This is a genomic window from Bacteroidota bacterium (assembly GCA_005882315.1).
Taxonomy (GTDB): domain Bacteria; phylum Bacteroidota; class Bacteroidia; order Chitinophagales; family Chitinophagaceae; genus VBAR01.
In genome coordinates, this window is the sequence record VBAR01000001.1 from 2,326,124 (window position 1) to 2,345,971 (window position 19,848).

A 19,848-nucleotide genomic window follows, 5' to 3' on the forward strand; every position below is an offset into this window, starting at 1 on the left:
GGGAAAATACAACCTATTTAGATTTCCCGCTAACAAAAAGATTTCCTTTTATATAAAAACGGTATTTCAGCAAAGCGTCTTTACCCGCATAATCAACTCCGATCCTTGGAGATATTCCGATTTTTTTCTCCGGGTAAACAGTTCCATCATCAGCTATGTACAGTTCTTTGCTCAATAAAGAGATGCCTGTATGCTTTGTTTGTATGCCCAAAGCTTTTGAGACATTGCCCGGGCCTTTTGTCAGTGAATAATCAGCTTTTTCTTTTCCTGTTCTTTGAAGCATTTTTTCAATTCCTTTCAGTGGCTCCAGTGCCCGTATCAATATTGCATGAGGAATATCTTTATCATTTGACACCACATTAAATAAATGATGAATGCCATAACATAGATAAACATAACAAACACCACCATGTGCATACATTACTTCTGTGCGGTTAGTTCTTCTTCCTCCATACGCATGACTGGCTTTATCAATTTCACCGTTGTATGCTTCCACTTCTACAATCCGGCCCGAAGTTTCGATGCCATCAAATTTTGTCACCAGTATTTTTCCTAATAGTTCTTTTGCTACAACAAATACATTGTCTCTCCTGTAAAACTCTATTGGCAATTTTTTCATTCATCAAAAATATTGTTCAAAAACAAAATTCTCTTTTCTTCACTCACCATTGGCTATTTCACCATTCACTCTTTTCGCTATATTTACGCAACAAGTTAAGACATTGCTTAAAGAAATTGTCATAGCGTTTCAATCCTTTGAAGAGGCCAACCGTTTTATCCGGGAGCACAAAATGTATAAATGGATAATCATTCCCGGCATCATTTATACATTATTGTTTATTGCAGCAATGATTCTTTTTGCCGATTCTGCCAATGGAGCCGTTACCTGGCTTAGTCAGCAACTACGCATTGAACCCTGGTTGGAGAAAGAACGCAGCCCCTTCCTTAGTTTCATATTTGTGATGACGGGCATTATGCTTCGCCTGGTTTTATTTCTCTTTTACTTTTCTCTGTTCAAATATTTAATTCTGATCATCGGTTCACCGGTTTTTGCTTACCTGAGTGAAAAAACGGAAGCGATCATCGAAAACCGGGAGCATAGCTTTAACTGGAAACAACTACTGCCTGATGCGATCCGCGGAACAAAACTGGCATTACGCAATGCAGGCTGGCAAACTGTTTATATGGTCGCGTTGATCCTCCTTTGCCTTTTTCCTGTAGCAGGTTGGATAGCACCGGTGATTGCAGTTATCATTGAATGTTATTATTATGGTTTTGCCATGCTCGATTATGGTTTGGCGAAAAACGATTTTTCAGTTCCCAAATCAATATTTTATTCTGGTAAACATAAAGGTCTTTCTATTGGCAATGGCATTGTATTTTACCTGATGCATATAGTAGTTGTTTTTGCGCCAGCATTTGCCATCATTGCAGCCAATCTCAGTGTCATAAAAGTTAAAAACGATTAGCATGGCAGAAACAGCCACCGTTTATCTTATTCCAAGTCTGCTTCATGAAGAAGGCCTCCAATCTATCCCGCCCTATATAACCGATGCAGTAAAAAAATGTGATGTGTTTTTTGTGGAGAACGAAAGAACAGCGAGACGTTATTTTAAACAACTATGGAGAGAAATGGTGATTGATAATTATGAATGGTATGTAGTAAATGAAAAAGAAACTCCGGTTGATACATTCAGGCAAAAGATCAGGGAAAGTAAAACAATAGGTATCGTTAGCGAAGCCGGTTGCCCGGGAGTTGCTGACCCCGGTCAGCAATTAATTTCTATTGCCCAGCAAATGAATGTTGAAGTAAAACCATTAGTTGGCCCCAATTCCATTTTACTTGCACTAATGGCAAGTGGAATGAATGGTCAGCAATTTCAGTTTGCCGGTTATTTACCCGTAAAGGAACCTGAGCGAAGTAAAGCTATAAAAGAACTGGAAGCTGAATCCACCAGGAAAAACTGCACACAGATCTTTATTGAGACACCTTATCGCAACAACCAGTTAATAGAAACGATTTTTAAAACTGCAAAACCATCAACTCAGTTTTGTATTGCAGCCGACATCACCGGCCCAACTGAATGGATAAAAACAAAAACAATTGCTGAGTGGAAGAACAACATACCAGACATTCACAAGCGACCAGCTATCTTTCTTTTGTACAGCCATTAACTAAATAATAACTAAAACAATTAATCTGTCACATTCTTGTAACGTCTTAGAAGTGAGTTAAAAACTTTAAGAAAAAAAAACGGCCGTTATTGTATTATTATTATACTTTTGACACCGAATTAAAACTAAAAGAAGTTGAAAAAAATAATGACATACAAATTACTTAATACTCCCGTGGCCGGTAGTGTTGTATTGTGTGCTGTTACTCCCCGACGCCGACCTGTATTCTGACAGGACGAGTCACTCACCACGGCCCCTGTCAGTGGACATCCTCCGCAAACTAACCCCGGAATGGTCATCCGCAATTTTCAATTAACTTTTCAAACGTGGACAATCAACAAATAATTATACGTGTAGCTACTGCAGATGATGAGCATTACGCAGGAACTATTACCGATGAAATGGCTGAAAGCGCCAAGGCGAGGGGTACAGGAATTGCCAAACGTAGCCCGGAATATGTGGCTGAAAAGATGAAAGAGGGCAAAGCTGTAATCGCACATACACCAGATGGTGTATGGGTGGGCTTTTGTTATATCGAAACATGGAGTCATGGCGAGTATGTTGCCAACAGTGGTTTGATTGTTTCGCCAGCCTATAGAAAAAGCGGTGTTGCAAAAGCGATCAAGAAAAGAATATTTGAACTTTCAAGAGAAAAATATCCTGAAGCAAAATTGTTTGGTCTTACCACTGGTCTTGCAGTAATGAAAATTAACAGCGAACTCGGTTACGAGCCTGTTACCTATTCCGAGCTTACCCAGGACGAAGCTTTCTGGGCTGGTTGCAAAAGCTGTGTGAACTATGAAATATTGATGAGCAAGGAAAGAAATATCTGTATGTGTACGGCGATGCTCTACGATCCTAAAGACCATTATAAGCCTGAAGAAACAAAACAATTCTTCGAAGAAAACAAATCGGGATTTGAACGCTTGCTGAAATTCAGGCAATGGAAATTGCTTAAGCCATTTTTGAAAAAAGACAAAGAAGAAGACGGGGACAAAAATGGTTCAAAGCCTAAAACGTTCCTTCAATATTTTTTCAATATATAAATAGGTGCCTGGCGGCATTGCTGCTATTAAGCTTTCATTGCGTCGCACTCTTGTACTATAACGATTCTACCTGCCTGCCGGCAGGCAGGTTAAACAATAAAAGATGTCAGACAAGAAAATAGTTTTAGGATTTAGCGGTGGCCTTGATACCACTTACTGTGTAAAATATCTTACCGAAGAAAAAGGCTACGAGGTGCATAGCATCATCGTAAATACCGGCGGCTTCAGTGATGATGAATTGAAAAAAATAGAGGCACATGCTTATAAGCTCGGTGTAAAAACTCATACTTCAGTTAATGCTGTCAAGGGTTATTATGACCGCATCATTAAATATCTCATTTATGGGAACTGTTTAAAAAATAATACTTATCCGCTTTCTGTTTCTGCAGAAAGACTTAGCCAGGCATTGCATATTGCCGAACATGTAAAAAAACTGGATGCAAAAGCCGTTGCACATGGCAGTACAGGTGCCGGTAACGACCAGGTGAGGTTTGATATGATATTCCATATCATGATTCCAGGTGTTGAGATCATCACGCCAATCCGTGATCTGAAACTTAGCCGTGAAGCAGAAATTGCTTACCTGAAAAGCAAAGGTGTTGAGATAAACTTTGAAAAAGCGATGTACTCCATCAATAAAGGTTTGTGGGGAACAAGTGTCGGCGGAAAAGAAACATTGAACAGCAAAGGCATGCTGCCTGAAGAAGCATGGCCGACGCAGGTAACCAAAACAGCAAGCGAAGAAGTAAAACTTCATTTTGAAAAAGGAGAACTGAATGCTGTAAATGAGAAAAAATTTTCTCATCCTTCAGAAGCTATTCAATACTTGCAAACTATTGCCGGGCCATATGGCATTGGCAGGGATATACATGTTGGCGATACCATTATCGGCATCAAAGGTCGTGTTGGCTTTGAAGCAGCTGCACCGATGGTGATTTTAAAATCACATCATGCATTAGAAAAGCATGTGCTTACTAAATGGCAATTGCAATGGAAAGATACTTTGGCACAATTCTATGGTAACTGGATGCATGAAGGACAGATACTTGACCCGGTGATGAGAGATATCGAAGCATTTCTGGAAAACAGTCAGCAGAATGTAACAGGCGATGTATTTGTTCAGTTAATGCCTTATCGCTTCCAGGTTATCGGTATTGAAAGTAAATTCGATCTCATGAGCAGCAAGTTTGGCAAATATGGCGAAATGAATACCGGCTTTACCGGTGATGATGTAAGAGGCTTTTCAAAAATTTTCGGAAACCAAACTTCAATTCACCAGGCGGTGCAAAAAGATAATAATGGCAATTAAAGTAGGCATAATTGGCGGGGCAGGTTATACTGGTGGCGAACTCATACGTTTATTGATTCACCATCCGGATGTTGCTGTTTCTTTTATTCATAGCCGCAGCAATGCTGGCAAGCCTGTGCATTCGGTTCACCAGGATTTAATTGGTGATACCGACTTAAAATTTTCTGGTGAACTAAGCGATGACATTGATGTTTTGTTTTTATGCCTCGGTCATAGTGAATCGAAAAAGTTTTTAAGCGAAAACAAAATTGCCGACAAGATCAAGATTATTGATTTGGCCAATGACTTCCGGTTAGCTCAAAGCTCACAGCTCGGAGTTCGAAGCTTTATCTATGGTTTACCTGAACTGAACAGAGATAAGATCAAATCAGCAAACAGTATTGCCAACCCAGGTTGTTTTGCTACAACTATTCAATTAGGATTGCTTCCACTTGCAAAAGCCGGATTATTAAAAGATGTTTATACAACTGGCATTACCGGAAGTACCGGTGCAGGTCAGAGTTTATCTGCTACCTCGCATTTCAGCTGGAGAGAAAATAATATTCAGGCTTATAAAACTTTAACTCATCAGCATCTTGGAGAGATCGGGGAATCACTAAAACAATTACAATCATCGGGTAATATTGCTGTGAATTTTGTACCGTGGAGAGGAGATTTTACAAGAGGAATTTTTATCAGCTCGCAATTACCATGTGACTTAAGCTTGATTGAACTTAATAAACTTTACGAAGATTTTTATTCTGGTCACCCTTTTACTCATGTAACAAAAGACCCTGTCTTTTTAAAACAGGTTGTGAACACTAATAAATGTATCATTCAATTAGAACAGGTGGGTTCGCAACTCGTAGTTCACTCTGTTGCGGATAATTTATTGAAAGGAGCAAGTGGCCAGGCTGTACAAAATATGAACCTTATGTGTGGTCTGAATGAAACATCAGGATTGAATTTGAAAGCAAATTATTTTTAATAACCAGGAATCAAGGATTTTTCCGTGTGTTCCGTGCCTCCGAGGCAAAACTTTTTAAAATGAATTTATTTGACGTTTACCCGATCAACGAGATCACAATTGTAAAAGCCAAAGGCTCCTATGTGTGGGATGACAAAGGCGAACAGTATCTTGACCTCTATGGCGGTCATGCTGTAATCAGTATTGGCCATACCCATCCTCATTGGGTGAAACGAATTGAAGAGCAACTGGAGAAAATTGCTTTTTATTCAAACTCTATCCGTATTCCTTTACAGCAGGAACTGGCAACTAAGCTTGGAAAAGTTTCAGGCAAAGAAGACTATCAACTCTTTCTTTGCAACAGCGGTGCCGAAGCAAATGAGAATGCACTTAAGATGGCTTCTTTTCATAATGGAAGAAAAAAGGTAATTGCTTTCAGTAAATCTTTTCACGGAAGAACTTCACTGGCTGTTTCAGTTACCGATAACAAAAATTATATAGCTCCTATTAACCAGACAGATAATGTCATTTTTCTTCCTTTAAACGATGAGGAGGCACTCTCAGCATGTTTTGAGAAAAATGGTAAAGAGATTTCGTCTGTAATCATTGAAGGAATACAGGGAGTTGGCGGAATTAATGTAGCTGAAAATTCTTTCCTGAAAAAGATCCGCAGCCTCTGCGATGAGCATGGTGCAGTATATATAGCCGACAGTGTGCAGTGTGGTTATGGAAGAAGTGGTAAATTCTTCAGCCATGATTTTGCAGGAGTAAATGCAGATATGTACACAATGGCAAAAGGAATGGGGAATGGTTTTCCTGTAGCTGGTGTAATTATAGCGCCACATATTAAACCAAAACATTTCCAGCTAGGAACAACATTTGGTGGCAATCATCTTGCCTGCGCTGCTGCATTAGCGGTGCTGGAAATAATAGAAGAAGAAAAACTAATGGGCAATGCCACAATGGTTGGAAAATATTTGAGAGATGAATTGGATGGAATTCGTCAATTAAAAAATGTAAGAGGCCGTGGCCTGATGATTGGTTTTGATGTGCCTGAGGATTTTAAAGATTTAAAAAAGAATCTTCTCTGGAATCAGAAAGTGTTTACCGGAGAATCCAAACCCAATGTGATTCGTCTCTTACCTAGTCTAGCCCTGAAAAAAAGAGATGCCGAACAATTCATTGATTCAATAAAAGAAGAAATACAAAATTTAGTTTCATCGCCAAATCCCGTCGGTTAAGAATGAAAAATTTTATTTCCGTTCATGATGTAAGCAACATCGATTCGTTAGTAAAAAAGGCTTTAGCATATAAAGCCAGTCCTTTTGCAGACAAATCTCTCGGAACCAATAAACGTATTGGCTGCTTGTTTCTGAACCCGAGTATGCGTACCCGTTTGAGTACGCAGATTGCTGCACAGAATCTCGGCATGGAATGTATTGTATTCAATGTGGGACAGGAAGGTTGGGCACTGGAATTTGAAGACGAGGCTATCATGAGCGGAAACACAGTGGAGCATGTGAAAGATGCTGCCCCCATTATGGGAAAATATTTTGATATCCTTGCTATCCGCACTTTCCCTTCATTAAAAAACCGCGAAGATGATTATAGTGAGCTATACATTAAGCAATTTATAAAATATGCAGGCATCCCGGTTGTGAGTTTAGAAAGTGCAACACTGCATCCACTACAATCCTTAACTGATATAATTACAATAACTGAAGAGCTAAAAAAAACCAAAAGCAAAAAACAAAAACCAAAAATTGTTCTCACCTGGGCACCACATGTTAAGCCATTGCCCCAATGTGTAGCTAACAGCTTTGCACAATGGATAAACGCCTGGGATAAATCTGATTTTGTGATTACTCACCCCGAGGATTATGAATTGAGTGAGGAATTTACAAAAGGAGCAACGATCATTCATGACCAGGAAGAAGCATTGAAAGACGCTGACTTTGTGTATGTGAAGAATTGGAGCACATATAATGATTACGGTAAGATCTATACCAACGATCCTAAATGGCAATTGAAGAAAAAGCGCTGGTCACTAACCAATAAAGCAAAGGTCATGCACTGTTTGCCCGTAAGAAGAAATGTTGAGTTAAGTGATGAGATTCTTGATGGTAAAATGAGCATTGTTACGGAACAGGCCAGCAACAGAGTTTGGGCTGCTCAGGCTGTATTAAGTGAAATTCTGAATGGATAAGTTGATCGTTATAAAAATTGGCGGCAATATTGTCGACGATGAAGCAAAACTTTCATCATTCTTAAGATCATTTGCAGCAATCAATGGAAAGAAAATACTGGTTCACGGCGGCGGTAAAGTAGCAACAAAGATTGGCGATAAACTCGGCATTGAGTCAAAATATGTGGATGGAAGAAGAATAACTGATGCTGATACTATTGATTTGGTTACGATGGTTTATGCAGGCTTGATCAATAAGAAAATAATTGCACAGCTTCAATCTCTAAACTGCAATGCAATTGGCGTCACCGGTGCTGATGGAAATCTTATACCTGCCAGTAAACGACCGGTAAAAGATATTGATTACGGTTTTGTTGGCGATGTTATCAGTTCGCAATTGAATGCTGAAAGCTGGAAAGTTTTTCTGGATAATAATCTTGTACCGGTTGTTGCTCCCCTAACGCATGATAGCCGAGGACAAATCTTAAATACTAATGCAGATACGATAGCACAGGAAGTAGCAAAGGCATTGGGTAGATCGTATGAAGTTTCGTTGATCTATTCATTTGAAAAAAGCGGTGTGCTGCTTGATGTTAATGATGAATCATCAGTGATCAACAGATTAAACTGGGAAGAATACCAGAAGTTAAAAGCACCTTCTGACTCCCCTTTAGGGGATGGGGGTAAAATATTTGCAGGCATGATTCCTAAACTGGATAATGCTTTTACTGCATTGAATAGTGGGGTGAAAAAAGTGATCATCGGCAAAGCGGAAAATTTAAATGAACTGATTACTGGGAGATCAGGAACAACAATAGCGAATGAGTGATAAGCTGAACATATTACAGGAGAATGCGGTCAATCTTTTAAAACAACTGATCGCAACGCCTTCATTCAGCAAGGAGGAGCAGATCACCGCTGATATACTCGAACAGTTTTTCACCAGGAACGGAGTTAAACCGTTTGTTTACCTGAATAATATCTGGACGAAGAATAAATTTTATGATGAGAATAAACCAACCATTTTACTAAACTCTCATCATGACACAGTGAAGCCGAATAAAGGATATACACTCGACCCTTTTTCGCCCATTGAAAAGGATGGAAAACTTTTTGGTCTTGGGAGTAATGATGCAGGGGGATGTTTGGTTTCGTTGATTGCAGTGTTTCTCTATTTTTACGAAAAAGAAAACCTGAAGCACAATTTTATTTTTGCAGGGACTGCTGAAGAGGAAATTTCGGGCCATAATGGTATTGAGGCACTGCTTCCGCATCTCGGTAATATTGATTTCGGTATTGTTGGTGAGCCAACACTTATGAATATGGCAGTCGCAGAAAAAGGGTTGATGGTGCTTGATTGTACTTCAGCCGGACGTGCAGGTCATGCAGCAAGAGAAGAAGGGGAGAATGCACTTTACAAAGCGTTGAATGATATAGAATGGTTCCGTAATTATAAGTTTGAAAAAGTTTCTGATTTATTAGGTCCTGTAAAAATGAGTGTAACGGTTATTGAAACAGATAACAAAGCCCATAATGTAGTACCTGCTCAATGCAAATTTGTTGTGGATTGCCGGGTAAATGAGCTATATACTTTTGAGGAAATGCTGGAAACTATTCAACCAAATGTTCGCTGCGAAGTAAAACCCAGAAGTACAAGGTTGCGTTCCAGTTCAATCGCATTGGATCATCCATTGATAAAAGCTGGTTTGAATTTGAAGAGAAGCTATTATGGTTCTCCCACTACTTCTGACAAAGCATTAATGACTTTTCCTACGTTGAAAATTGGGCCCGGTGATAGTGCAAGAAGCCATACAGCTGATGAGTTTATTTACCTGGATGAAATAAAGAACGGAATTGAGTTGTACATTCAACTATTAAATCAACTGGTATGAAGCTCTGGCAAAAAGATAAGGCATCATTAAAGGAAGTAGAAACATTCACAGTCGGCAAGGACCGTGAGATGGATATCTATCTCGCCTCTTTTGATGTATTGGGTTCACTGGCTCATACACAGATGCTTGAATCAGTTGGGTTACTTACTAAAAATGAATTATCCCAACTCCAGGTGGAGTTAAAAAAGATTTACAAACAAATACAGAAAGGCGAATTCAAACTGCAGGATGATGTTGAAGATATCCATTCACAGATTGAATTATTGCTCACACAGGAACTCGGAGATATTGGAAAAAAGATTCATTCAGCCCGTAGCCGCAATGACCAGGTATTGGTAGATGTAAAACTGTTTTTAAGAAATGAGTTGGAGGAACTCGTAGAATCAATCCAACAAATTTTTGAATTATTACAAACGCAGAGTGAAAAATACAAAGACCATCTTCTTCCCGGTTATACGCATCTGCAATTGGCCATGCCTTCTTCATTCGGTTTATGGTTTGGTGCTTATGCAGAAAGCTTAGTTGATGATATGATAACATTGAGAGGAGCTTATGATGTGGTAAACAAAAACCCTCTGGGCTCCGCTGCAGGTTATGGTTCATCATTTCCTATCAACAGAACATTGACAACGAAATTGCTTGGCTTTGATGATTTGAATTATAATGTGGTGTATGCACAAATGGGTAGAGGAAAAGCTGAAAGGGTAGTTGCACAATCATTAGCAAATGTTGCCGACACACTTAGTAAACTCTGTATGGATGCATGTTTGTATCTGAATCAGAATTTCGGATTTATATTTTTTCCTGCTGAACTAACTACGGGAAGCAGCATCATGCCACATAAAAAAAATCCAGATGTGTTTGAATTGATACGCAGTCATTGTAACCGTATCAAAGCATTGCCGAATGAGATCATGATGATGACCACGAACCTGCCTTCAGGTTACCACCGGGATCTGCAATTGTTGAAGGAGCATTTATTTCCAACCTTCAAAATATTGAAAGATTGTATTGAAATGACGGGGCTAATGTTGAGTAATATTGAAATCAAAAAAGATATCCTAGCGGATGAAAAGTATAAATACCTGTTTAGTGTTGAAGAAGTAAACAAGCTTGTCAACGCCGGCATGCCTTTCCGTGATGCTTACAAAAAAATAGGATTAGATATTGAGGCCGGTAATTTTAAATATGATACTGGTGTTCAACATACACATGAAGGCTCTATCGGCAATCTTTGCACAGCAGAAATAAAAAAACAGATGCAAAAGGTTATTGATTCATTTCCTTTCGCATCTGTAAATATTGCGATAGCCAATCTTCTTAAATAGTATTAAGTCTTACAAGCCATACTGTGCAACCATATATACGATTGCTGTCATTCCAATGGCACCCATTTCCAGTTCTCTTTTATGCACTCCTTCAAACTTATCATTTGGTGCATGATGAAAATCGAAATAGCGTTGCGTACCTGGATTAACGCCACACATAAACGTTCCATATTTTCTCAATGGACCAATATCTGCACCGCCACCGCCATCAGGCATATCATAAATACCATATGGACGGAACAAAGGAAGCCAGCTTCTTACTTTAGCAACCTGCTCGGGTTTACCTGTGAGTCCTAAAGTCTCTACGCCGAAACCACCAGCATCACTTTCAATAGCGAAAAGATGATTCTCTTTATTTAATCCAGCCAGCTCAGCATATTTATTACCACCAGCTAATCCGTTTTCTTCATTCATAAATAAAACGCAGCGAATAGTACGTTTGGGTTTTATACCTAATGTTTTTATTGTTCTGATGATTTGAATACTTTGTACAACACCTGCACCATCATCATGTGCACCTTCTGCCAGGTCCCAACTATCAAGGTGTCCACCCGCAGAAATAATTTCTTCAGGCTTTTCTGTTCCTTTTATTTCACCGACTACATTATAACTTAAAACATCAGGCAGTTTTTCACAACTCATCTTCATAAACAATTCCACCTTCTTTTGTTTTTTAAATAATTCATGCAACCACTCAGCATCTAGGGTGCTGCAGGCCATGGCGGGAATTTTATTTACCGCACTATCATAACGGGTGGCACCTGTATGCGGATTATTATCCAAAGCATGTGTTACAGAACGGATCATTACACCTACAGCTCCCAATTTTGCAGCTTCTACCGGGCCACTGCCACGATAACGAACAGCATCACCATAACCACCGAATATCAGTTCAGGTCGCATCGGATAATTAAAGAAAACTATTTTACCTTTTACTTTTTCAGCGCCTAGACTTTTGAGTTCATCAAAATTTGCTACTTCGATTACTTCGGCTTTCAGTCCTGCAGAAGGCGTTCCTACACTCATACCGAGGGCACAAACATTTAATGATTTCTTATTCGTTCCCCATTGAATAACCCCTTGTTCCTTTGCCCCACGTACCCAATGTGGCACCATGCACGGTTGCAGGTACACTGTATCGGCTCCGGCTTCTCTCAACATTCTTGCTGTAGCTTCTACCGATTTTGCAGCATTTGCGGAGCCGCTAAGTCTTGCGCCGATCTTTTTACATAAATAACGAAGGTCTTCATAGGCCTTGCCATTTTTTAAAATATCATCAGCAATGTTGCGGATGATCAATGAATCATTATCCTGGCTGATGGCTGATAAGCCAGCGAGTAATAAACCAAAAGAAAAAATAAGTCTTTTCATGTGTGAGCAGTTTATGTAGAATTGAAAAAATGAAAATACGGATTTAACACGAACGGCAAATGCGGTTCATATAAAGTTATTTACCTTCGGGGACTATGACGATCAACAGAACCATGAGGATAGGAATTGTTTGCTATCCAACTTTCGGAGGCTCCGGCGTTTTGGCAACAGAATTAGGCAAGGCTCTTGCACAAAAAGGCCATATGGTACATTTTATTACTTACCAGCAGCCCGTAAGGCTAGGTGCATTTACACCCAATATTTTTTACCACGAAGTACAGGTACCCACATATCCTTTATTTGATTACCCGCCTTATGAAACTGCGCTTGCAAGCTCAATGGTGGATGTAATAAAAAATAATAATCTTGACCTGTTGCATGTGCATTATGCTATTCCACATGCTTCGGCCGCTTTTATGGCAAAACAGATATTAAAGAAAGAAGGAAAAAATATTCCAGTCATTACAACATTACACGGTACTGATATTACTCTTGTTGGTCGCGATAAAACATATGCCCCGGTTGTTACTTTCTCCATCAATGAAAGCGATGCAATTACAGCAGTATCTAATAACCTGCGGGATGAAACGTATAAGCATTTCAAAATTGAAAAGGAAATTGAGGTAATTGTAAACTTTGTAGATGTAAGCCGCTTTAACCGCAAACCAATTGATGCATTTAAAAAAATGATTGCGCCCAACGGCGAAAGAGTACTGATGCATGCTTCCAATTTCAGAAAATTGAAACGCATACCGGATGTTATAAAAATTTTTAAAGAAGTAAATGATAAGATTCCCAGTCGCCTTATGCTGGTAGGGGATGGTCCTGAAAGGCCTGCTGCTGAAGATCTTTGCCGTGAGCTGAACTTATGTGATGAAATACGTTTTGTAGGCAAGCAGGAACAGATGGAAGATATTCTCGCTATTGCGGATTTATTTTTATTGCCATCTGAATATGAAAGTTTTGGTTTGGCGGCTTTAGAAGCAATGGCAGCCGGTGTGCCAGTTGTTACTACTAATGCTGGCGGTTTAACTGAAATAAATATTCCTGGTGTAACTGGCTATATGGGTGATGTGGGTGATGTAAAAACAATGGGACAGCAGGCAATAAAAATATTACGTGATAATGATGTATTGAAACAATTTAAAAATAGAGCGGCTGCCCACGCAAAAAAATATGATATCAGTAATATTATTCCGGAGTACGAGAAGCTCTACGAGAAATTCTTATAAATAAAAAATCCCTCAACATATTGAGGGATTTTTTATTGTGTTTAAAATTTTTATCCGCCGCGTTTGAGCCAGGTCTCCGGATTTTGCTCATGGTTTTCAATCAGTAACATAAAATCAAGCTGACCGCCATTACCATCATCCGCATTTCCTGTTTTACCAATTACCTGCCCTTTTGTTACATGTGTTCCTTTTGAAACAGAAGCTGAAGACAATGTGCTGTAGGATGTAAAAAATTTACCATGCCGGATAATGACAGCCTGCACATCACCAAGATTATGCACGGCTACTACATCTCCATCAAACACTGATTTTACAGATTGCCCTGCAGAAGGTGTTGAAATGGTGATACCAGGATTGTCACCTACAATTTTTGTATCCTCCACTGTGTATCTTCCAAAATGGATGCTTACAACACCGTTATCAACAGGCCAGGGCAACTTTCCTTTATTGAGTTCGAATTTTTCAGCTAAAGCCGCTTCGTTTGCATTAAAGGTCAGATAGTTTTTTTCTTTAGCCGGAGCTGCATTAGTATTTGATGGTTTAGGAGTACTTGTAGTCGGATTACTTGTTACCGGTTTTGTAGCCACAGGGTTTGCGGCATTATTCTTTTTCTCGATTTCTGCCAACCGATCAGCTTCTTTTTTTGCTTCCTTTTTTGCGGCTTCAATTTCTCTTCTCACAGCCGATGCAATTGCTTTTCTCAGATCATCAGCTCTTTTCTTTTTTGCAGTGAGCTGTTTACTTAATTCTTTTTCCTGAGATTTTAATTGGGTAACAACGGCGGCCTTTTCATTCTTCTGCTTTGCCAATTCACCATACTGGCTTTTCTGGTTTACCAGTGCTGTGTTTTTAGTTTCTTTTTTTGTCAGTTGTTGTTTTTGCCGTTGTGCAATCAATGTTTGCGTTTCGGTTATCGTTTGTACCTGGCGTTCACGGTAGCTCCTGTACTGTTTCAGGTATGAAATGCGTTTCATGGCATCATTGAAACTGCTTGAGGAAAAAAGAAAATTCAGGTAGTCGTAATTGCTCCTGTTTTTATAAGCATACACCACACTTTTTGCATATTGTACTTTCAGTGTATCCAGCTGGTTTTTGAGCCGGTAAATTTCAAGATTGCTCCGGTAAAGATCATCATCTATATACCGGAGTTCTTTATTGATATTATTGATATAACGTTCCTGTGCATTTATTTTACGGTTTATTACACTCAGTTCACCAATAGAAGCTTTTGTTTTTCCTTTTACCTGTTTATAATCTTTTTCTATCTCCTGTATTTCTTTTTGCAGATCGGCCCTTTCTTTTTCCATTTGGGTTTTATCCTGCGGGGGCTGGGCCTGCAGGCAGAAAGCTGAAAATAAAATTGTGGCTGTTACAATAAGTTTTCTCATCATTTCAGGAATTGGGGGTTAATTAATACACAGGGTATCGAAATAAATAACGACAACATGCAAGATAAATTTTATTGCTTACTTTCTTTCATAGTTTTTAGGTATGTTAAAGGGAAAACTTAACGTTTCATTAAAATCATAATTCTTGAAATCCAGCTTTACGTCAAGTTTCGATTTTTCAGAGACCGTGATCTGGCGACGGGTGGAAAATAGGGGACCTTTTTTATCTTCATATTTTTCATAGATGAGGTCACAGGTGCGGTTACGCAATACATCTACATCATCCATTTTGCTATGCTGTACTAATTTGTCATTTGCATGTATGGTAATAAAATGACGGAACACGGAACCAAGGCTCAGTAATGAGACCTCTGCACCATTTTTGGAATAGGAAACAATATTACTGTCAAGATAAACAGGGTTTCCAATTATCAGGTCCTGTAAAGTGGAGAGATCAAGCGGCAGAGCCGTTACTTCCTGCAGATAGGTAATACTGCGAACAGAATAAAACTTATCCAATTTATTAATAAGCTTTACCGAATCTTTGGTTATGAGTAAACGCATTGCTTCAATTCCAAGTATGGCATTTACGGAAACCCAGATCATGCTGTCCTTATACATCCGGATATTCGCATTCACATCATATTTTTTTCCATCACCGCCGGTATATCCCACATCTACTTTTGCATTAAAGGTGGTATAATTTATTTTTTGCCGGATAATTGTATCCCGGATACCCTGGATAAATCGCATTGAATCATCGTGACCTGTATTTGAATTAATAATCGTCACCACTTCAGTAGAATCCTTTTTTGTGATAGCCGTCTGGATTTTTTTAGGGCCGCGACAAGAGGATACGATCAAAGCCGTTAAAACAACGATCAATAAAAAATGGAATTGGCCGGATGCTTTCTTTATTAAAAACTGAACATTGATCATTAAGTATTGTTTATGATTTTATTTACCGGTTGAACCAAATCCGCCTTCCCCTCTTATTGTTTCCTGCAATTCACCTGATTCTTTCCATTCTATCTTTTCCACTTTCTGAATTATCATTTGTGCTATGCGGTCTCCTGGTTGAATGATTTGTTCTTCAACAGAAAGGTTGATTAAGATAATCTTAATTTCTCCGCGGTAATCTGCATCAATGGTGCCGGGAGTGTTCAAACAAGTAATACCTTGTTTAATTGCCAAACCACTACGAGGCCTTATTTGCGCTTCATGGGCCTCAGGTAATTCAATAAACAAACCAGTTGGAACCAATACTCTTTCCATCGGTTTCACCATCAATGGTGCAGGTAAGTGAGCCCGGATATCCATGCCGGATGATCCTATAGTTGCATAATGTGGCAACGGGTTACCGGATTGATTGATGATTTTTACCTGTAATAAACCCATGCGGGCAAAGATAAGTGAGAGAATTCAGTTGAAAATGATAAAAACAAACCCGTATTTCTGCCTGTTATTTTCCAAAGCCATTGTATATAATAACTCCTTAAAGAATGAATCCTTTGTTGTTAATTGATATAAGAAGATGTAAACAAATGATGGAGGTAAAAATTGAGTACATCAATCGAGGAACAAACGAAATCCTTTTGAATTATTCTATAATTCAGAAATTCATAAAATAGTAAAAAACAGCTTTTTTAAAGAGCCATTAACTTCTACATATAAAGGGCCATTTTTTGTGACTTTTTGTACTTCTTGACAGTATTTTTATCAGTCAATAAAAAGAAATCGCAGGAGTAAATCCTATATGCAGAATCCTGCTTTGGCAGTAGATTTGATTACATAAGGTATTAAATTCTTATCCTATGAAAAAGACAATTGCATATAACATGCTCATGCTCCTGTTGTATTATGTATTGTTCTTATTGATTTTTTGAAAAGAGCGGCTCATTTCCAACAGAACACCAATAACACTGATATTACAAGAGATCAGGTCTCTTATCGCCTGTTCTTTTTAGCGATTGTTCATGTCGCCATTCTTCAATTAACTTATGATTGCCGCTCATGAGCACATCCGGCACTTTCCAACCGCGGAAATATTCAGGTCTTGTATAAACAGGCGGAGCTAATAAATTATCCTGGAATGAATCGGTGAGTGCAGATGTTTCATCATTCAGTACGCCGGGGATCAATCTTCCGATTGAGTCTACTAAAACTGCAGCAGCCAGTTCACCGCCGCTTAATACATAATCACCGATGGAAATTTCTTTCGTAACAAAATGTTCTCTTATTCTTTCATCAATGCCTTTGTAGTGCCCGCAGATCATCAGCAGGTTTTCTTTTAATGAAAATTGGTTGGCGATTTTTTGATTTAATGTAATTCCATCGGGTGTCAGGTAAATAATATCATCATATTTTCTTTCAGCTGATAATTCCTCGATTGCTTTTGTCAGCGGTTCACACATCATTACCATACCGGCGCCACCACCATATTGATAGTCGTCTACCTGGCCATATTCATTCACCGCCCATTTTCTTAGAGCATGCACATGCACCTCAAGAAACCCTTTTTCCTGCGCCCTTTTCATGATGCTGTGTTGTAGAGGGCTGTCAAGCAATTCGGGTAAAACACTGATAATATCTATCCGCATAGTAGCAAAGATAGAGGAAGGGATTTTATGTTACCGGCATTGATGGCTTTATTCATCGTCCCTTGCGTCGCACTCTTGTACTGAATCAATTCTATTCAGCAATGCCGTACATTCGCATCAATCATTATGCAGTATTTTAAAGCAGGAAAATTAGTAGCTGTTCATGGTCTCAAAGGAGAACTCGTTCTGAAACATGAACTGGGAAAAAAATCTTCATTAAAAGATGTGAAGGCTGTTTTTATTGAGGACAGGAAAGATTCGTTTCTTCCATGGTTCGTGGAGAGCACTAAAATAAAATCGGAGAACGAGATATATATTAAACTTGAAGGATTAGAGACAAGAGAGACCGCTTCAAAACTTACCCCTAAAGAAGTATGGCTTATCGAGGATGATTTCAAGCGGCTATCCGCAAAATCAGCTCCAGCTAACCTGCTGGGCTATACAATTATTAATAACAAGGAAAGATTAAGTGAAATACTGGAAGTGATCGAACAACCTCATCAATTACTCTGCCGCATGGAATTAAATGAAAAAGAAGTATTGATACCTCTTAATGAAAGCTTTCTTAAAAAAATTGATCATAGAAAAAAGGAAGTGATCGTTGAATTGCCTGAAGGCTTGCTGGATATTTATCTTTGATACTATTTCGGTCCTTTAATAAAATCCGCCAGTAGTTTCATCCTGTAAAAAAGATTGCTGAGCATTTTAGATACATCATTTTTTGCTTTTTCAACACTGCCTCCATTCATCTTTTTGATGTTTTTCAACTCTTCTATTTTCTCATCAATTTTATCGGCGAGCTTTTCTGCATTCCATCCCTGGTAGCGGCGGTTACGTTCATCGAATATGTGATAAGGTTCGATATTTCCTGCTTTTAGTTTTTTAAAACTAAAATTGCTTTTAATAGCTTCTTTGTAAGAATCGTTGGAAAGCAAATCAATGATCACATCTGCTGATACCTCATTGCGAAAAGCATTACTGAAAATATTCAGGTTATTCCTAAGTTCCCGGATAATCTGCTTTTTAAGCACATCATTAGTTTTGCCTTCCTTGTTCAGGAAAACAAGAATATCCTTTAAAGGACCCATTGCCGTTTTTAGCCATTCCCATTCCATAACTGTAAATTTGGAGACTAAATCTTGGAAAACAAAATTCCTTATATCGCCCATTTCGATCTTGATTCATTTTTTGTTTCAGTAGAGATTCTTAATGACCCCTCACTGAAAGGCAAACCAGTACTGGTTGGTGGCTATGAAAGGGGAGTAGTGGCAGCCTGTAGCTACGAAGCAAGGAAATTCGGTATCCATTCCGCTATGCCGATGAAAAAGGCAATGCAGTTATGCCCGCAGGCAATCATCACCAGTGCCAGTAGGGACCAGTACAGTAAATATTCAAGATGGGTAACAGATATTATTGCTGAAAAAGCACCTCTGTTTGAAAAAGCAAGTATTGATGAATTCTATATTGACCTTAGCGGGATGGATAAATTTTTTGGTTCCAGCAAATATGCACAGGAACTCCGAAAGGAAATTATTGACAGAACGGGTTTGCCCATCTCCTGTGGATTATCATCAGCCCGGTTCATCAGCAAGATGGCAACCAATGAGGCTAAACCCAACGGCTTTTTAGAAATACCACATGGAAAAGAAAAAGATTTTCTCTGGCCGATGGCAGTGGAGAAAATAAATGGGGTAGGGAAGGAGACTGAAATAAAACTCAAGAACCTCGGCTTTTATAAAATTGAAGATCTCGCCAAATCAACTCCAGAATATTTAGAAAAACATTTGGGAAAATGGGGTTTGAGTCTTTGGAATAAATCCCAGGGCATTGGTAGTGCAGAAATTGTTACGGATTGGGAACAGAAAAGTATGAGTCATGAAAATACTTTTGATAAAGATTATACCGATGTCGATTTTTTACATAAAGAACTTGTGAGACTTACAGAAAAAACCTGTTATGGTTTACGTGAAGATGAAAAACTTACCGGGTGTGTTACGGTTAAGATCCGCTACAATGATTTTGAGACCTTCAGCAAACAGGAAGTCATCGATTACACCGCATTGGATGATGAACTGATCGCAAAAGCAAAAGATATTTTCAATAAATCATACCAGAAAGGAAGACCGGTAAGATTAATAGGGGTTCGTTTTAGCCAGTTGATATCTTTTACAATGCAGATGAGTTTGTTTGATAATAAAATTGAGAAACTTCAACTCTACAAAGCAGTGGATGATATTAAAGACAGATTTGGAAGTAAGATTGTAAAGAAAGCGGTCAATACAGAATCTGATGAAACCCCTAACCCTTTTATAGAAAAACGTAAAAAAGGGAAATCGACAAACTAAAAAATGTGAAAATGCCTCGAAGCATTGAGCG

At 38.8% G+C, this 19,848-nt stretch carries 20 protein-coding genes; 13 read left to right on the forward strand and 7 right to left on the reverse strand.

The window, feature by feature from the left end:
- Positions 1-13: 13 nt before the first annotated feature.
- Positions 14-619 carry a DNA-3-methyladenine glycosylase gene (locus tag E6H07_09605; protein TMI66137.1) on the reverse strand — a complete coding sequence of 202 codons (606 nt, stop codon included), beginning with the start codon at positions 617-619 and terminating at the stop codon, positions 14-16.
- 103 nt (positions 620-722) lie between these two features.
- Between E6H07_09605 and E6H07_09610 the strand changes: the two genes are divergently transcribed.
- The 10 genes from E6H07_09610 to argH all read left to right on the forward strand — a co-directional run bounded on the left by E6H07_09610 (position 723) and on the right by argH (position 10,881).
- On the forward strand, positions 723-1,469 hold the full coding sequence (locus E6H07_09610; GenBank protein ID TMI66138.1) for an EI24 domain-containing protein: 747 nt from the start codon (positions 723-725) through the stop codon (positions 1,467-1,469).
- 1 nt (position 1,470) lies between these two features.
- Positions 1,471-2,175 carry an SAM-dependent methyltransferase gene (locus E6H07_09615; GenBank protein ID TMI66139.1) on the forward strand — a complete coding sequence of 235 codons (705 nt, stop codon included), beginning with the start codon at positions 1,471-1,473 and terminating at the stop codon, positions 2,173-2,175.
- 326 nt (positions 2,176-2,501) lie between these two features.
- Positions 2,502-3,221 (forward strand): GNAT family N-acetyltransferase, encoded by a 720-nt coding sequence (locus tag E6H07_09620; protein TMI66140.1) that lies wholly within the window; start codon positions 2,502-2,504, stop codon positions 3,219-3,221.
- Positions 3,222-3,324: 103 nt separating this feature from the next.
- Positions 3,325-4,530, forward strand: coding sequence for an argininosuccinate synthase (argG, locus tag E6H07_09625; GenBank protein ID TMI66141.1), 1,206 nt, complete (start codon positions 3,325-3,327; stop codon positions 4,528-4,530).
- Positions 4,520-5,497, forward strand: coding sequence for an N-acetyl-gamma-glutamyl-phosphate reductase (locus E6H07_09630; GenBank protein ID TMI66142.1), 978 nt, complete (start codon positions 4,520-4,522; stop codon positions 5,495-5,497). Before argG ends, E6H07_09630 begins: the two co-directional genes overlap by 11 nt.
- Before the next feature lie 59 nt (positions 5,498-5,556).
- Positions 5,557-6,717, forward strand: a complete 1,161-nt coding sequence (locus E6H07_09635; GenBank protein TMI66143.1) for an aspartate aminotransferase family protein — start codon at positions 5,557-5,559, stop codon at positions 6,715-6,717.
- A gap of 2 nt (positions 6,718-6,719) precedes the next feature.
- Positions 6,720-7,682: an acetylornithine carbamoyltransferase gene (locus E6H07_09640; GenBank protein TMI66144.1), complete on the forward strand. Its 963-nt coding sequence runs from the start codon at positions 6,720-6,722 to the stop codon at positions 7,680-7,682.
- Positions 7,675-8,490, forward strand: a complete 816-nt coding sequence (gene argB, locus E6H07_09645; GenBank protein ID TMI66145.1) for an acetylglutamate kinase — start codon at positions 7,675-7,677, stop codon at positions 8,488-8,490. The genes E6H07_09640 and argB overlap by 8 nt, the downstream gene beginning before the upstream one ends.
- A complete protein-coding gene (locus tag E6H07_09650; protein TMI66146.1) occupies positions 8,483-9,553 on the forward strand; it encodes a M20/M25/M40 family metallo-hydrolase in 1,071 nt (356 codons plus the stop codon). The genes argB and E6H07_09650 overlap by 8 nt, the downstream gene beginning before the upstream one ends.
- Positions 9,550-10,881, forward strand: coding sequence for an argininosuccinate lyase (gene argH, locus E6H07_09655; protein TMI66147.1), 1,332 nt, complete (start codon positions 9,550-9,552; stop codon positions 10,879-10,881). Before E6H07_09650 ends, argH begins: the two co-directional genes overlap by 4 nt.
- 9 nt (positions 10,882-10,890) lie before the next feature.
- On the opposite strand, the gene E6H07_09660 is transcribed toward argH, so the two are convergent.
- A complete protein-coding gene (locus E6H07_09660; GenBank protein TMI66148.1) occupies positions 10,891-12,252 on the reverse strand; it encodes a M20/M25/M40 family metallo-hydrolase in 1,362 nt (453 codons plus the stop codon).
- A 113-nt stretch (positions 12,253-12,365) separates the two neighbouring features.
- On the opposite strand from E6H07_09660, the gene bshA reads away from it, so the two are divergent.
- On the forward strand, positions 12,366-13,484 hold the full coding sequence (gene bshA, locus E6H07_09665; protein TMI66515.1) for an N-acetyl-alpha-D-glucosaminyl L-malate synthase BshA: 1,119 nt from the start codon (positions 12,366-12,368) through the stop codon (positions 13,482-13,484).
- Positions 13,485-13,534: 50 nt separating this feature from the next.
- Here the strand turns inward: bshA and E6H07_09670 are convergent, their stop codons facing one another.
- The 4 genes from E6H07_09670 to trmD all read right to left on the reverse strand — a co-directional run bounded on the left by E6H07_09670 (position 13,535) and on the right by trmD (position 17,472).
- On the reverse strand, positions 13,535-14,875 hold the full coding sequence (locus E6H07_09670) for a hypothetical protein (GenBank protein ID TMI66149.1): 1,341 nt from the start codon (positions 14,873-14,875) through the stop codon (positions 13,535-13,537).
- 75 nt (positions 14,876-14,950) lie between these two features.
- Complete coding sequence (locus E6H07_09675) at positions 14,951-15,811, reverse strand: DUF4292 domain-containing protein (GenBank protein TMI66150.1); 861 nt, start codon at positions 15,809-15,811, stop codon at positions 14,951-14,953.
- 18 nt (positions 15,812-15,829) lie between these two features.
- Complete coding sequence (locus tag E6H07_09680; GenBank protein TMI66151.1) at positions 15,830-16,270, reverse strand: dUTP diphosphatase; 441 nt, start codon at positions 16,268-16,270, stop codon at positions 15,830-15,832.
- A 530-nt stretch (positions 16,271-16,800) separates the two neighbouring features.
- Positions 16,801-17,472 (reverse strand): tRNA (guanosine(37)-N1)-methyltransferase TrmD, encoded by a 672-nt coding sequence (gene trmD / locus E6H07_09685; protein ID TMI66152.1) that lies wholly within the window; start codon positions 17,470-17,472, stop codon positions 16,801-16,803.
- A 126-nt stretch (positions 17,473-17,598) separates the two neighbouring features.
- Here trmD and rimM point away from each other — a divergent pair, with 126 nt between their 5' ends.
- Positions 17,599-18,111, forward strand: coding sequence for a 16S rRNA processing protein RimM (rimM, locus tag E6H07_09690; protein TMI66153.1), 513 nt, complete (start codon positions 17,599-17,601; stop codon positions 18,109-18,111).
- A 2-nt stretch (positions 18,112-18,113) separates the two neighbouring features.
- On the opposite strand, the gene E6H07_09695 is transcribed toward rimM, so the two are convergent.
- Positions 18,114-18,587 (reverse strand): hypothetical protein, encoded by a 474-nt coding sequence (locus E6H07_09695; protein ID TMI66154.1) that lies wholly within the window; start codon positions 18,585-18,587, stop codon positions 18,114-18,116.
- 24 nt (positions 18,588-18,611) lie between these two features.
- On the opposite strand from E6H07_09695, the gene dinB reads away from it, so the two are divergent.
- Complete coding sequence (dinB, locus tag E6H07_09700) at positions 18,612-19,817, forward strand: DNA polymerase IV (GenBank protein ID TMI66155.1); 1,206 nt, start codon at positions 18,612-18,614, stop codon at positions 19,815-19,817.
- Positions 19,818-19,848 lie beyond the last annotated feature (31 nt).